The sequence below is a fragment of the Limnohabitans sp. DM1 genome (assembly GCF_001269385.1).
Taxonomy (GTDB): domain Bacteria; phylum Pseudomonadota; class Gammaproteobacteria; order Burkholderiales; family Burkholderiaceae_C; genus Limnohabitans_A.
In genome coordinates this window covers 202,774-216,202 of record NZ_CXOO01000022.1, presented here as the reverse complement: position 1 = coordinate 216,202, position 13,429 = coordinate 202,774, and the positions used below count along the sequence as shown (strand labels likewise).

Sequence of the window (13,429 nt, the reverse complement as noted above, 5' to 3'; positions counted from 1 at the left end):
CTATTGACAGGCATGTTGGGGTACCAATCGCCCCATCGCGTGGCAAACTCCCAAAGCTGTCCTCGAGGCCACCGCCTCACTGCAAGCCATGGGCCATGTGCGTCTGGAGGCGGTGATGACCGACAGGGTGCACGCGGCCACATCCACCGGCTGGAATAGGACCTGGTGGGGCAAAACAACCACCTGGACCACTTACCACGACCGTGCCTGGCGCAACGTCAACCCCGTGAGCGTCAATGCCCGCAACATCGAGATCAAAGCGGGCAATAACGTTGAGACCTACGCCAGCAGGCTCAATGCCAGCAACAACCTCAAGATCGAAGCCGGTGACCAGGCCCTGTATTACGCCGTCAAGAACGAAACCGACCACAAGGACACCACGTTCAAGAAAAGCAGCTGGATCGGCCTCCGCTTAGACAAATCCACCGAGCACAACACCACGCGCATCAGCACGCCCATGGTGACCAACTTGTATGCCCGCAACGGCAACCTGACCAGCTGGTCTGGCGGTGACCAGCTTTATCAAGGCACGGTTGCCAACTACTACAGCCGCGACATCCAAGCCGGTGTCGGAGAAAAAGCCCGCGCCGACGCCCGCATCATCCTCGAAGGCGTCAAGACAGAGGTGTTCCACCAGCGCACCAAAGAGTCCAACTACGTCGTCTGGCAAAAGCAAGTCAACCAAGGCAGCAACACCGAAACGCTGACCCTGCCCAGCTTCACCGGCACCGTGAACACGCCCTTCAAAGCGCCGGGCGGCATCACCGTGCAGATTCCAGCGGGTGAGTTCAGGAGCCAGATTGCTACGCTCAGCGCCCAGCCGGGCATGGCTTACCTGAACGAGCTGACCCAGCGCAATGACGTCAATTGGCAGCGGGTCAAACTGGCACACGACCAATGGAACTTCCAGCAAGAGGGCTTGACGCCTGCGCCATGGTCAATGCGGCCTTCAGCAGCTTGGCCGCACGGGCCAGCATCACGCTCATCAACGACTATTGATCCGGCCTTGAGAAGTATTCAATGGTCAATGTTGTTGGAGGTCGGTGGCTTCAGCCCTGACTTTGCGGGCTTTGGCGCATGGGGCATGTGGGGGCTGAAGCCACCGACCTGCGCTGTGAGGGCGCAAACATTTCTAACTTCCGTGTGCCGGATCAATAGGGCGATGTGGGCAAGACGCTCAAAGAGCTGTGCCAATGTCGCTTAAGCGCTGCTCACTGACGGTGCGCCATTTAAACTGCTTGGCTCAACTGATTTCAAGGAGTTTTGCCATGGCCCACACCGACCTGAACATGGACAACCAGTGGTTGCCCTTCACGCCCAACCGCACTTTCCGCCAGGACCCCCGCGTGTTCGTGGGCGCAGAGGGCATGCACTTCACCACGCACGATGGCAAGAAAGTGATCGACGGCATCTCCAGCCTGTGGTGTGTGGGCGCGGGCCACAACCGCAAGCCGATCAACGAAGCCATCAAAAAGCAGCTGGACACGCTGGACTACGCCACGGCCTTTCAGGCCAGCAACGACAAGGCTTTCAAGGCGGCGCAGATGATTGCCGACATGGCGCCGGGTGACTTGAACAAGGTGTTGTTTTGCAATTCGGGCTCTGAAGCGGCTGACACGGCCCTGAAAGTGGCGCTGGCCTACCACCGCGCCCGGGGCGAAGGCCACCGCACAGTGTTCATTGGCCGCGAAAAGGGTTATCACGGCGTCAACTTTGGCGGCATGAGCGTGGGCGGCCTCCCGGCCAATCGCAAGGCATTCGGCGCGCAACTGCTGCCCCGTGTTGACCACATGCGTTTCATTCACGATCCGGTGAACCATGCCTACATCCACCACGAGGAACCGGTGTGGGCCGAAGACCCACTGCTCGAGCTGGAAAACCGCATCCTGGTGCTGCACGACCCGAGCAACATTGCCGCCGTGATCGTCGAGCCGATCGCTGGTAGCGCGGGCTGGTACATCCCGCCCCAGGGCTATGTGAAGCGCCTGCGCGAGATTTGCGACAAGCACGGCATCTTGCTGATTTTTGACGAGGTCATCACCGGCTTTGGCCGTCTGGGCGTGAACTTCGCGTCTGACTACTACGGCGTGGTGCCCGACATGTTGAACTTCGCCAAGGCGGTGACGAATGGCGTGATCCCGCTGGGCGGCGTGATTTGCCGCGACTTCATCTACGACGCGATGATGAATGCCAATTCGCCGCAGCATGCCATCGAGTTCTTCCACGGCTACACCTATTCCGGCCATCCGGTGGCTTGTGCGGCTGCCATTGCTACGCTCGATTTGATGAAGGAAGAAAACCTGTTTGCCCGCGCAGGGCAAAAGGGCCGCGTGCTGGGCGACGCGATGCACAGCGCCTTGAAGGGCCTGCCCAACGTGATCGGCATCCGTACCCTGGGCTTGGCCGGGGCGGTGGAGCTGGCCAGCATCCCGGGCACGCCCGGCAAGCGAGCTTATGACATCTTCATGGATTGTTTCCACAAAGGCGTGTGGGTGCGCCCTGCTGGCGAAAACATCGTCATTTGCCCGCCCTACATCGTGGAAGACGCGCACATTGATCAGATCGTACAGACGATTGCCGACAGCATTCGTCGGCATGCCTGAGTAGGACTCAGCAGCTCGCAGGGACCGCGCTACCGCTGCCCTGCAATTCCCGCCACTGTCCCATAGGTCGGTGCTCGCAGAGTCCGACGTTGGCAGCCAGGCGCACGGGGTCGATGCAGGCTTTGTTGGCTCATCACCTATTTGTTGGGGTCATCGACCGCCGACCTGCGGGGGGGCGGATCACCGTGGGGGTGTCAATGCACGACGACGGGCTGCTGGGCCAGGCCCGTGTAGCCTTCGAGGGTGTCCTCGACTTCTTCTTGTGTGGGGGTGTGTTGTTGCCAAGCCTGGATTTGTTGCTGGAACATTTCTGCCCAGGAACCGTCCAAGTAGACCTCTTTGCCAGAGCGTTTGTCCACGATCTCAAAACCATGGCGCTCCAGCAACGGTTTGCTGCTGACTGGCGATGCTTCAGCGGGCGCATTGGCCAGCATATGCATCACCGCAAATGTTTCGGATTCGTAAAGCAAGTTCATGTGTTCATTCTCCCTCAACTCGTGTTGAATAAATGAGGACATGGTCATGAACTTCAAGTGGGTGTGGTTTTTTAGCCCGCAGGGTTGCCCGCCGGAAGTGGCGGCAAAAGCTTGTAATCACTCAGCAGCAGATCGATGTAGTTGCCGCTGACTTGGGTGATGCGGATGCGCACGGGCAGCCAGCCATGTTGGGCCGAGACCCAAAACTCCACTTTGGCATCGAAGCGGTTGCGTGGCTGGGCCGACCATTTGGTGGTGTCCAGCTGACCGCTGTCCAGCGTCAGGCTGTCGTTTTGCTCTTGCGTCAGGATCCAGGGCAGGGCTTCGCGCAAGGTGACGGTTTGGATGTTCAATCGTGTGCCCGGGGCAAAACGCTGGGGCGCACCCGCCATGGCAGCGGCCAGCTGCACATACAGACTGATCTGGTCCTGGGCACCAGGCAACAGTTCTGCTGTGGGGGCATTGCTGCTGAACACGACTTTCTTGTTCTCACGGTCAAAGTGAGAAGCCCTCTCGCCGCGCCAGCTGTCGGTGAATTTGCGAGGTGCCAGGCCCGCCGCCGTGATCTGCCCTTGGCTGCGCCAGTGCCGTGAGCCCAGCAAAAAGGCTTTCACTGACAGGGCCAGGGCATAGGCTTGGTCGTTGTGTTGCCAGTTCAATTCGCCGCTGGCGTGGTAGGTCAGGCCTTTTTCCATGCCGGTGAGTCGGTAGCTGAGTAAGGCCGAGGGGGGCAAGGCCCCCAGGGGTATGTTGGGCAGGGTTTCGGCGGGCGCGGGCTCGGTGGCGGCGGTGACCTCCGGGGCGGGTTGTGCGACGGGGGCGCTGGCAATTGCCGCCTCGGGCACAGACGCCTCATTGCTTGGGGTCTGTGCGGGCTGGGCGTTTTCGGCGGTATTCGTAGAGATCTCTTCTTGTGCCGGTGTTTCTGGCCGTTTGGCGTCAGGCGGTGGCGCCACTTCTTGCGCAATGCGGGTGCGCGGTGCAGCAGGCTTGGGTGCCTTGACCACAGCGGCCACGGGCGTTGCAGGGGCCAGCATGCGCGTTTGCAAAGTGGTGACCCGAGCGGCTTCGGGTGTGGCCAGTTGCACCTCCAGCAGGCCCGACATGCTCAAAACCAGCAGCGCATGCATGACCAGCACGAGCCCGACCAGCCAGGCCAGCGAGCGCCGTGGCGGCCAGGCAGAGGTAGCTGCTGGGTGCGTGTGGCGAAGAGTCTGGTGCGGCATGCTTTAAGCCCCGCGCCAGCCCAAGTCGTCCGACAGCTGCCTTGCAAACTGGCGCAGGGCCTGAGCCACGGGCCCTTGCCACTCAGTGTGCAAGGTGGCCGATGAGCCCAAAGCCACCACGCCCAGCACCAAGTGCCCATCGGCATCAAACACCGGCGCGCAAAAGCCTGCAATGCCGGGCAGCAAGACATTGACCACGCGGCCCAAGCCTTGCTGGCGGGTTTCTTCAAGCATGGTCTGCACTTGGGCCTGCGTGCTGGGCAAATCGCTGCGCCCGAGTTTGCGCGCCAGCGCCAGTTCCTTGTCGATCATGGCTTGCCCTTTTTCGGCGGCACCGCCGTGGCTGTTGAAGGCGGCAAAACAGCGCCCCGTGGCCGAAGACAGCAAAGGCATCACATCGCCCAGGCGCAAACTGACCGGCACGGCCAGCGGAGTTTCTTGCCAATGCACCAAGGTCGGCCCCCGGTTGCCCCAAACGGCCAGGGCCACCGTGTGTTCGGTGGCCTCCATCAAGGCGTGCAAACGCTCACGGGCCATCTTGACCGCGTCCAGGCGCGACAAGGTGGCCAGACCCAAACGCAGTGTGGTGGGGCCGAGTTCGTAGCGGTTGGTGCTGCTGTCTTGCACCACCAGGCCCAGGCGCTGAAAGCTCACCAGATATCGGTGTGCTTTGGCTGCGCTCATGCCGGCAGCGCTGGCCAGATCGCGCAGCATCAGGGGCGCGCTGGCTTGCGCCAACACATCGAGCAGTGCAAAACCGACCTCCACCGACTGGATGCCAGCGCGTTCTTTGCCTTCGTCGGGGCGGGGGGTGGCAAGGGCCATATCGTCTAGAATCCAGTTTCGTTTAGTTAAACGAGTTTAACAATGCGTAATTTTGCAGTGCATCACACTGTAGCGCATGAGGACCAGAACGGGACACCTGCATCATGAAATTGGCGACCTACAAAGACGGCTCACGCGATGGACAACTCGTGGTGGTGTCGCGCGACCTGAGCACCGCACATTATGCGACCGGCATCGCCAGCACATTGCAGCAAGTGCTGGACGACTGGAACTTTCTGGCCCCCCAGCTCGAAGACCTGTACCTGACCCTGAACCAGGGCAAGGCCCGCCACGCCTTCCCGTTTGACCCCGAGCGCTGCATGGCGCCGCTGCCGCGTGCCTACCAGTGGGCCGACGGCTCAGCCTACCTCAACCATGTGGAGCTGGTCCGTGCGGCCCGCAACTCGGAAGTGCCCAGCAGCTTCTACACCGATCCCCTGATGTACCAGGGCGGCAGTGATGATTTCATCGGCCCTTGCGACCCGGTGGTCTGTGCCAACGAGGCCTTTGGCATCGACTTTGAGGCCGAGATTGCAGTCATCACCGGCGACGTGCCCATGCAAACCCCCGCCGACGAAGCCATCGAGGCCGTGCGCCTGATCATGCTGGCCAACGACGTGAGCCTGCGCAACCTGATCCCGAACGAGCTGGCCAAAGGCTTTGGCTTTTTCCAGAGCAAACCCGCCACCGCCTTCAGCCCCGTGGCCATCACCCCCGACGAGCTGGGCGACGCCTGGCAAGGCGGCCGCGTGCACCTGACGCTGCAGTCCACCTGGAACGGCCGCAAAGTGGGCATGTGCGAAGCCGGCCCCGAGATGACCTTCCACTTCGGCCAGCTGATCGCCCACATTTGCAAAACCCGCAACGTGCGCGCTGGCTCCATCGTGGGCAGCGGCACGGTGAGCAACAAAAGCGTGGAAGTCAAAGGCAAACCGCAGTGGCCCAAAGGCTACAGCTGCATCGCCGAAAAACGCGCCATCGAAACCATCCTGGACGGCAAGCCGAGCACCGAATTCATGAAGTTTGGCGACACCATCCGCATCGAGATGAAGGGCTTGAACGGCGACAGTTTGTTTGGGGCGATTGAGCAGGAAGTGGTGCCGCTCGAAGCCTGACCCCTATGTCGGGGTCTTTGACCACCGACAACTGATATTCCGTAGGTCGGCACCTTCAGGTCCTACATTTGTCCGCTTCGGCAAAGACCCCATTTCGGGGTTCAAGCCGCCGACCTATTGATCCGGCCCGATGAGGTCTGGGCAGTGTGTTGCCATTGGCGGAGATTTTGTGGGAGCTTGCCCTGCACTCGAAAAGCATGTGGTCCACAAGGGTCTGATCGCCAGCAGGGCTGGCTCCTACAAGGTGCAAGTTCGAAGCCAGCCTTCAGACTTCACAGGGCCGAATCAATAAGGGAGTCTGTGGTCTCGGCGCAGGGCGGCGAGTCCGACATGCATGCCTCTACCAGCGTCCATGTGGTTCAACAACGAGCAGGCCCCATCAACCGTGCAACCTGCGCACAAAATGACTGGCCACCGCGTCGGGCTTTTCCATCATCAGCATGTGACCAGATTCCGACACCACCTGAACGACGGGCCGCGCCGGAATCAGCTCGGCCATGGCCAGGTGTTGCTGTGGGCTGGCCCAGCTGTTCCATTCACCGGCCATCAGCAAGGTGGGCACGCGCACCTGATGCAACACCACTGACGCATCGGGGCGCGTCAGCAAGGCTCTGATCTGGCGCCTGAAAATGTCTGCCGATTGGCCCTCGAATATTTGAATCACGGCCTCCAACTGCGCGGCATTGGACAGGCGGGTTTGCAGCACCGGTGCCCACGAGGCAGCATCGCACATGAAACTATTGATCCGGCCCGATGAAGTCTGGGCAGTGTGTTGCCATTTTTTTGGGGGGGCTGTGGGAGCTTGCCCTGCAAGCGAAAAGCCTGTGGCCCACAAGTGTCTGATCGCCAGCAGGGCTGGCTCCCACAAGATGCAAGATTGAAGTCACCCTGCAAACTTCACAGGTCCGGATCAATAGGCTGGCGGCTGTCTCGTCGCCTTGTTGGTGCATGAAACAGCTGTGTAAAAATCCATGCGTTGTTTCAAAGCCCGTGACACTTCATCCCAGTTTTCACATGACGATCCCCGCCATTGTTCAAGCCCTCATCGCTGAACCCCCCCTTGATCTGTCAACCCCAAAAAAAACTGCATCTGCGCCACCGAGTTTTCATGCCCAAGGCGCGTTTCCTGTGCAGGCGCTGTCTGTTGACGTGAAAGGTCTGGGGGCCTTGCCGCCATTTTTGCAAGCCCCCGATCTGGGCCGATTGTGCGAATTGGCCAGTGCAGCCTCGTTCGGTTTGCGTGATCAAACCCTGCTGGACACGACGGTGCGCGATACCAGCGAGATCAAGGCCTCTTCTATAACGCTCTCGGGTTGGGATGCCGTGTGGCCAGACATTGAAGCTTCTGTGCAGCAAGCCATGGGGCTGCAAGGCGTGCCCTTGCAAGCCCACCTGCACAACGCGCTGATTTATGGGCCGGGGCAGTTTTTCAAGATGCACCAGGACACCGAAAAGATGCCGGGCATGGTGTTGACCTTGGTGTTGGTCTGGCCTTGTGCGCATTTGGGGGGGCATTTGATGCTGCATCAGGGGGACGATGTGCACCGCTTTCAGTCCGAGCATTTGCACACGGACCAAATTCAGTGGTGTGCCTTCTATGCCGATTGCCACCATGAGGTTCGCCCCGTCCAGCAAGGCCATCGGGTGGTGCTGACATTCAACGTGGTGCTGCGCCCTGATTCAAAGCAGGCCAAGACAGCACACAGTCCGGCTTTGCAGATGGCTTTGCAGCAGCACTTTGAGGGACAAGATGGCGTCTCATCCAAAAAGCGCCTGGTGGTCTATTTGGACCACGAGTATTCAAAAAAGGGATTGAGCTGGGGCTTGCTCAAGGGCAATGACAGAACCCACGCACAAGCCCTGCGCAGCGCAGCCGATACCCTGGGCTTGCGCGTTTACCTCGCCTTGGCCGAAATTCATGAAATGTGGACGGCCGATCTGAGCGATGTGGACTACCGCGGACGTCGCAACATACAGGCAGAGCCCGAGCGGGACGAACTCATTGAGCACAGCACCACGCTTGACCATTGGGTGGACGCCGACAATGTGGTGCAAAAAATGGGACACCTTCAAGTGCGCGACCACGACATTGTCAGTATCCGGGAGACCGATGAAGACGATCTGGTCAACTCCGAATACGAGGGGTACATGGGCAATTACGGCGAAACGCTGGACTACTGGTACCGGCGTGCTGCCGTGGTGCTGTGGCCACAGGCGAGCGAATTGCTGCAACAGTTTGACCTGGATGCCGACAAGGCCTTGCAAGCTTTGGTGACGTTGGCGGGCCAGCCTGCGCAAGCGGCCAAAGTTCTGAGCACGGTGCAGGCCGTTAAAGCGCGATTGCTCCGTTTTCAAAGCGAAGACCCTCAGCGCTTTACAGACCAGTGCCAGATTGCTGCCAGTTTGTCAGACCCGCAACTGGCGCTTGAGTTGCTGGAGACGGCTTCGCCGTGGGTGTTTGGCGCGGGGCACGCCGGGGGCTTAGCCGTCCTGGTCAAGGCGTATGGCCAGAAGTTTTGCGATGAGTTGCTCAGTCGTTGGCTGCAAAAGCATGATCTGGAGCGACAGATCAAAAGTGTGCTGAGTGAATGGACACACAGCTACGGCGATACAACATTCCGAGAGCATTTGCTGGGGCAGACCGAGCTGATACCCACCATGATGCAAGCGGGGCTTGACTTGTCCTGGATTGAGCGCTTCGCACAGGCCAGGTGCCAGCTTTGGCAACAACTTGAAGCGCAATGGATGACTTTGACGCCCCATGCGCGTGACACGGCTTGGCCTTGGCGCAGCCAATTTGCATCCGAACTCATTCGCATCGGACTGCTATTGCCCAGCACCCAACTGGCCGCTGGCGTGGTTCGTCAACTGAATGAAGGTTTGGGCACCCACTCACTCGTTGTGCTCAGCCCCATGTTGATCGAATTGGACAAAGCGGCGCACGCTGTTGCGGGTTGGTCCACCTTGCGGGAACGTGTGAAACAGGCCTTGGATCTGTCACTGGCCAAAGCCCTGCCCGAGCAAGGCGACTGGTCCATGGTGGTGCCGGTCATGCGCTGTCAGTGCACCGATTGCCGACAAGTGATGACCTTCCTGAAAAATCACGACAGCGCAAACGTGTTGCTGGCCATGGCAGAGGCTCGCCGCAAACACATCCTTGAAGAGTTTGGTCAATCCGGTCTGCGGCTGGCCATGGAGGTGTTGCGTCAAGGTTCACCTCACAAACTGCGCATCACCAAGCCGGCCAACTTGCGCGAAAAAGCCGCACAGCAACGTGTGCAGCATGAACAGTGGCGTGCTGCACTGGACTGATGGATGGTGCAGACCTGAAAACCGATTTGTGAATTGATTCGACCTGCGTGAAGTTTTCAATCTTCACAGGTGTTGTCGATCGTTGGCTTCAGCCTCGACTTTGTGTCAGTGAAGAGCGGCGCAGACTGGCACGGTGTTCACTGAAAAATGCGCCGCGCAAATGCGGCACGGACACCCGCCAACCAGCAGAAATTCGAGGCCACGCTGGCTGCGGTGCCGGTGCAAGCACTGGATGCACATGACGCGATGTGATGGCTTGATTGAGAGTCGGCCATATTGGAAAACGGCAAGCAGCCTCAAATCCACCGAATGTATCTACAATGTAGACACAACAGGAGAATGACATGGAAGCCGTTATCCGCAAATGGGGCAACAGCCCTGCCCTGCGCCTGCCCAGTGCCGTGATGAAGTCTGCCGCCTTTGATTTGGAGCAGCACGTCATCGTCACCGCCACCAAAGGTCGAATCGTCATTGAGCCCGCCAGCCAGCCCGAATACAAACTCGAAGACTTGTTGGCCGCGATGACCGACGACAACACGCACGATGCCGTCGACTTTGGTGGGCCAGCGGGACAGGAAGCGCTTTGATGGTGGCGAAAGCCTATGTGCCTGATGCAGGCGACATTGTTTGGCTGGAGTTCGACCCGCAAGCGGGACATGAGCAGGCCGGTCATCGCTCAGCACTGGTACTCAGTCCGGCGGCTTACAACGCTAAAAAGGGGTTAATGATCTGCTGCCCCTTGTCCACGCAAATCAAGGGCTACCCTTTTGAAGTACTGACTCAAATCAGCGCAAAGCCGTGTGTGGTTTTGTCGGACCAGGTCAAGTCACTGGACTGGCGCGTGCGCAAAGCCAAAAAGAAGGGCGCGGTGTCTGAAGAGGTGCTGCAGGAAGTTCGCGCCAAGATCAAGGCGTTGCTGCAGATTCGTTGAGTTGGTGGAAACAGGTTGACTGGCTATACTTGTATAGCAACTGTTCAAAGGGAATCAACCATGCTTGCCATCCGCCTGCCCGAAAGCATCGAAACACGCTTGGGTCAATTGGCCCAAGAGACCGGTCTGACCAAGACCGCGCTGGTGCGCGAAGCCATCCTCGAACACATCGATGACCTGGAAGACTATTTCCTGGCTGAGTCCCGCGCACGCAAGAACCGAAACACCATTTCACTGGAAGACGTGGAGCGCGAGCTTGGCCTGGCAAATTGAATTTGACCCGGACGCCCTTAAGGACCTGCGCAAACTCGATAAGCCCATCCAGATCCGTTTGGTGGGTTTTTTGCGCACACGCGTCAGCAGCTTGACCAACCCCCGCGACATCGGCGAAGCACTTTCGGGCCAGCGCTTGGGCAGTTACTGGAAATACCGCGTGGGTGACTGGCGCATCATCTGTGACATCCAGGACCAGAAAATCGTGGTGCGCGTGCTGCGCATCGGAAATCGGCGTGAGGTTTATCGATAGGTTTTGAAGCGTAAATCTCTAAAACCCGCGTTGAAGTCGAAGGTTTTACCAACGGCATCAGCACCGAGAAATACGTGAATCTCTGCCGCGATTCACGTGCTAAGGCCTACCGGGAGCTGACGGCGTTGTGAGAGACGGGAGCGGGGCTGGGTACGCGGTATGGCTTGTTGAAAAAATAGAATCAATAGACTGATCTTATTTTGAAGTAATATAAGGCCAAGATCAATCGATTAATCTTATCGCCATGCTCAACATCGCCAAAGAAGACATCCTTGCCCGTCTGGTGTTCGATAACCCCTGGTGGGACGCGTTATCTGCCCGAAAAATTGCTTTTGAAGACAAGCCCAGGCGCAGTTACTTTGCTGCTTTCCAGCAAATCCTGAAAGATACCAGCCTGAGGCGTGCGGTGGTTTTGATGGGGCCTCGCCGTGTCGGCAAGACGGTGATGGTCTATCAAAGCATCAAAGACTTGCTGGATGCAGGCGTGCCAGCCAAAAACGTTTTCTACGTCTCTTTGGAAACGCCAATCTATACCGGCCTGCCCTTGGAAAAACTGCTCAATTATTTTCAGGAGTTGCAGGGCCATGGTCGAGACGCGCAGCTGTACGTCTATTTTGACGAGGTGCAGTACCTGCCCAACTGGGAAGTTCATCTCAAATCCCTGGTGGACTCCTACCCCAGCTACCGATTCATTGCCACAGGTTCTGCCGCTGCTGCCCTGCGGCTCAAGAGCCAGGAATCGGGCGCTGGACGGTTTACAGACTATGTACTGCCCCCACTCACCTTTGCAGAATACCTGCGCTTCATTGGTCGCGACAATGAATTGATCCAGAAGCTGCACGAGCCTGATGGCGAGCATTCACGCTATATCGCCAAAGACATCAACGCCCTCAACCAGGAGTTCGTGAATTACCTCAACTACGGGGGATATCCCGAAGCGGTTTTTTCATCCACTGTTCGTACCGACCCCAGCCAGTACATCAAGAGTGACATCATCGATAAGGTCTTGTTGAGAGACCTGCCCAGCCTGTACGGCATCAGCGACATTCAGGAACTCAACAGACTGTTCACCACCTTGGCCTACAACACTGGCAACGAAGTCAGCCTTGATGAACTGTCCAAAACTTCAGGTGTGGCCAAGAACACCATTCGCCGCTACATCGAGTACCTTGAAGCGGCATTTCTGATCCGTCGCGTCGAACGCATTGATCAAAATGCCAAGCGGTTCAAACGTGCCGCAGCGTTCAAGGTGTATTTGAACAACCCCTCCATGCGTGCCGCCCTCTTCGGTTCGATCCAGGCCGATGCGTCAGCCATGGGCGCACTGACCGAAACGGCCATTTACAGCCAATGGCAACACACCCAGCAGGCCGAGCTGTTTTATGCCCGCTGGAACGGCGGCGAGGTTGACATCGTGCACATGAGTGGTAGCGACCTCAAACCCAATTGGGCTGTAGAAGTCAAATGGAGTGACCGCCCCCATCAGTCGCGTGGCGAACTCGACAACTGCGTGGCATTCCTGCAAAAACACCCGGCTGTTGCTGCGCGCCCCATGCTCATCACCAGCAGGACCATCACCGACAAGCAAGTGCACTACAAAGGCATGGATTTCGAATTTCGCCCTGCCAGCCTGTATGCCTACACCGTGGGTGCCAATTTGCTCGAGGAGTTGTCGCCGCCAGTTTGACCACGCTGACGGCGAAATCTTTCTGGCCAGATCAGTCCCGAGAAAGAAGCCAACCTGTGCCGCGTTTCACGCGCCGAGGCGTACCGCAAACTGAAGACGCTGTGCGAGATGGGGGCAGGTGCACAAGGGTAGGCGGGGGACGCGGTATCAATTGGCGAGCCACCGATCCAGCAGCGGCCCCACATAGGCTTTACCCAAATCATGCCCGCCATTCGGGACGACCGTGACGGGAATGCCCGTCAACTGACCAAAGGCCTGCACATTGGTCGGGATGCTTTGCCAGTCTTCTTCACCGACATGAATTTCGCAATTTTTGGGAGCGTTGAATTGCCCTGCCTCGGCCAGCGTTTTCAGCCGTTCTGACCGTGGCGGCGAAAAACTGGTTCTGGCTTGTTCATTCGTGAACTCGCCAACGATGGGCGACAGCAACAGAACTCGGCCCAAAAAAGACGGCATCTGGGTTTGCGCGTGCAGAAACAGGTAAGCACCGAAGGAGTTACAGATCACTCGAGCCTGCTCATGCCAGAAATGGCTTTGTAGATCATCCATGATGAGCTGTATTTGCTCATTAAAGGGAAGGGACCTGAAATCTCCGCGTATTTCACGACCGGCAATATCGAAGCCCCGGTCCATCAGGCCTTGACCAAGACCTGTGGCTAATTGGCCTCCGTGCCCGGGGAGGTAGTAGATGATGTTGTTTTCGGGTCTGGGCATGTACTGATTGTTGC

14 protein-coding genes are annotated in these 13,429 nt (G+C 58.4%); 9 read left to right on the top strand and 5 right to left on the bottom strand.

Going from position 1 to position 13,429, the window contains the following annotated elements:
* The first annotated feature begins 88 nt into the window (after positions 1-88).
* On the top strand, positions 89-1,204 hold the full coding sequence (locus AMM33_RS08745) for an S-layer family protein (RefSeq protein WP_090140408.1): 1,116 nt from the start codon (positions 89-91) through the stop codon (positions 1,202-1,204).
* A gap of 64 nt (positions 1,205-1,268) precedes the next feature.
* Positions 1,269-2,603: an omega-aminotransferase AptA gene (locus AMM33_RS08740; protein WP_090140406.1), complete on the top strand. Its 1,335-nt coding sequence runs from the start codon at positions 1,269-1,271 to the stop codon at positions 2,601-2,603.
* Positions 2,604-2,797: 194 nt separating this feature from the next.
* Here the strand turns inward: AMM33_RS08740 and AMM33_RS08735 are convergent, their stop codons facing one another.
* From AMM33_RS08735 to AMM33_RS08725, 3 genes are all read right to left on the bottom strand, one after another.
* The gene (locus AMM33_RS08735; protein WP_090140404.1) at positions 2,798-3,079 is read right to left on the bottom strand and encodes a BTH_I0359 family protein; all 282 of its coding nucleotides are present in this window, start codon (positions 3,077-3,079) and stop codon (positions 2,798-2,800) included.
* A 71-nt stretch (positions 3,080-3,150) separates the two neighbouring features.
* Positions 3,151-4,305: a DUF3108 domain-containing protein gene (locus AMM33_RS08730; RefSeq protein WP_090140403.1), complete on the bottom strand. Its 1,155-nt coding sequence runs from the start codon at positions 4,303-4,305 to the stop codon at positions 3,151-3,153.
* A gap of 3 nt (positions 4,306-4,308) precedes the next feature.
* Positions 4,309-5,130: an IclR family transcriptional regulator gene (locus tag AMM33_RS08725; protein ID WP_090140401.1), complete on the bottom strand. Its 822-nt coding sequence runs from the start codon at positions 5,128-5,130 to the stop codon at positions 4,309-4,311.
* A 104-nt stretch (positions 5,131-5,234) separates the two neighbouring features.
* Between AMM33_RS08725 and AMM33_RS08720 the strand changes: the two genes are divergently transcribed.
* A complete protein-coding gene (locus AMM33_RS08720; protein ID WP_090140400.1) occupies positions 5,235-6,245 on the top strand; it encodes a fumarylacetoacetate hydrolase family protein in 1,011 nt (336 codons plus the stop codon).
* Between the two features lie 379 nt (positions 6,246-6,624).
* On the opposite strand, the gene AMM33_RS08715 is transcribed toward AMM33_RS08720, so the two are convergent.
* A complete protein-coding gene (locus tag AMM33_RS08715) occupies positions 6,625-6,978 on the bottom strand; it encodes an alpha/beta fold hydrolase (protein WP_090140398.1) in 354 nt (117 codons plus the stop codon).
* Positions 6,979-7,259: 281 nt separating this feature from the next.
* Here AMM33_RS08715 and AMM33_RS08710 point away from each other — a divergent pair, with 281 nt between their 5' ends.
* From AMM33_RS08710 to AMM33_RS08685, 6 genes are all read left to right on the top strand, one after another.
* Positions 7,260-9,557 (top strand): 2OG-Fe(II) oxygenase, encoded by a 2,298-nt coding sequence (locus AMM33_RS08710; protein ID WP_194945343.1) that lies wholly within the window; start codon positions 7,260-7,262, stop codon positions 9,555-9,557.
* Between the two features lie 344 nt (positions 9,558-9,901).
* The gene (locus tag AMM33_RS08705; protein ID WP_090140395.1) at positions 9,902-10,144 is read left to right on the top strand and encodes an AbrB/MazE/SpoVT family DNA-binding domain-containing protein; all 243 of its coding nucleotides are present in this window, start codon (positions 9,902-9,904) and stop codon (positions 10,142-10,144) included.
* A complete protein-coding gene (gene mazF, locus AMM33_RS08700; protein WP_228768032.1) occupies positions 10,144-10,488 on the top strand; it encodes an endoribonuclease MazF in 345 nt (114 codons plus the stop codon). The genes AMM33_RS08705 and mazF overlap by 1 nt, the downstream gene beginning before the upstream one ends.
* Positions 10,489-10,548: 60 nt before the next feature.
* Positions 10,549-10,761: a type II toxin-antitoxin system RelB family antitoxin gene (locus AMM33_RS08695; RefSeq protein ID WP_090140393.1), complete on the top strand. Its 213-nt coding sequence runs from the start codon at positions 10,549-10,551 to the stop codon at positions 10,759-10,761.
* A complete protein-coding gene (locus AMM33_RS08690; RefSeq protein ID WP_090140391.1) occupies positions 10,745-11,014 on the top strand; it encodes a type II toxin-antitoxin system RelE family toxin in 270 nt (89 codons plus the stop codon). Before AMM33_RS08695 ends, AMM33_RS08690 begins: the two co-directional genes overlap by 17 nt.
* Positions 11,015-11,258: 244 nt before the next feature.
* On the top strand, positions 11,259-12,701 hold the full coding sequence (locus AMM33_RS08685; RefSeq protein ID WP_053172645.1) for an ATP-binding protein: 1,443 nt from the start codon (positions 11,259-11,261) through the stop codon (positions 12,699-12,701).
* 147 nt (positions 12,702-12,848) lie between these two features.
* Here the strand turns inward: AMM33_RS08685 and AMM33_RS21895 are convergent, their stop codons facing one another.
* Entirely contained in the window at positions 12,849-13,415 is a 567-nt protein-coding gene (locus AMM33_RS21895) for a hypothetical protein (RefSeq protein WP_133240030.1), read from the bottom strand.
* Positions 13,416-13,429 lie beyond the last annotated feature (14 nt).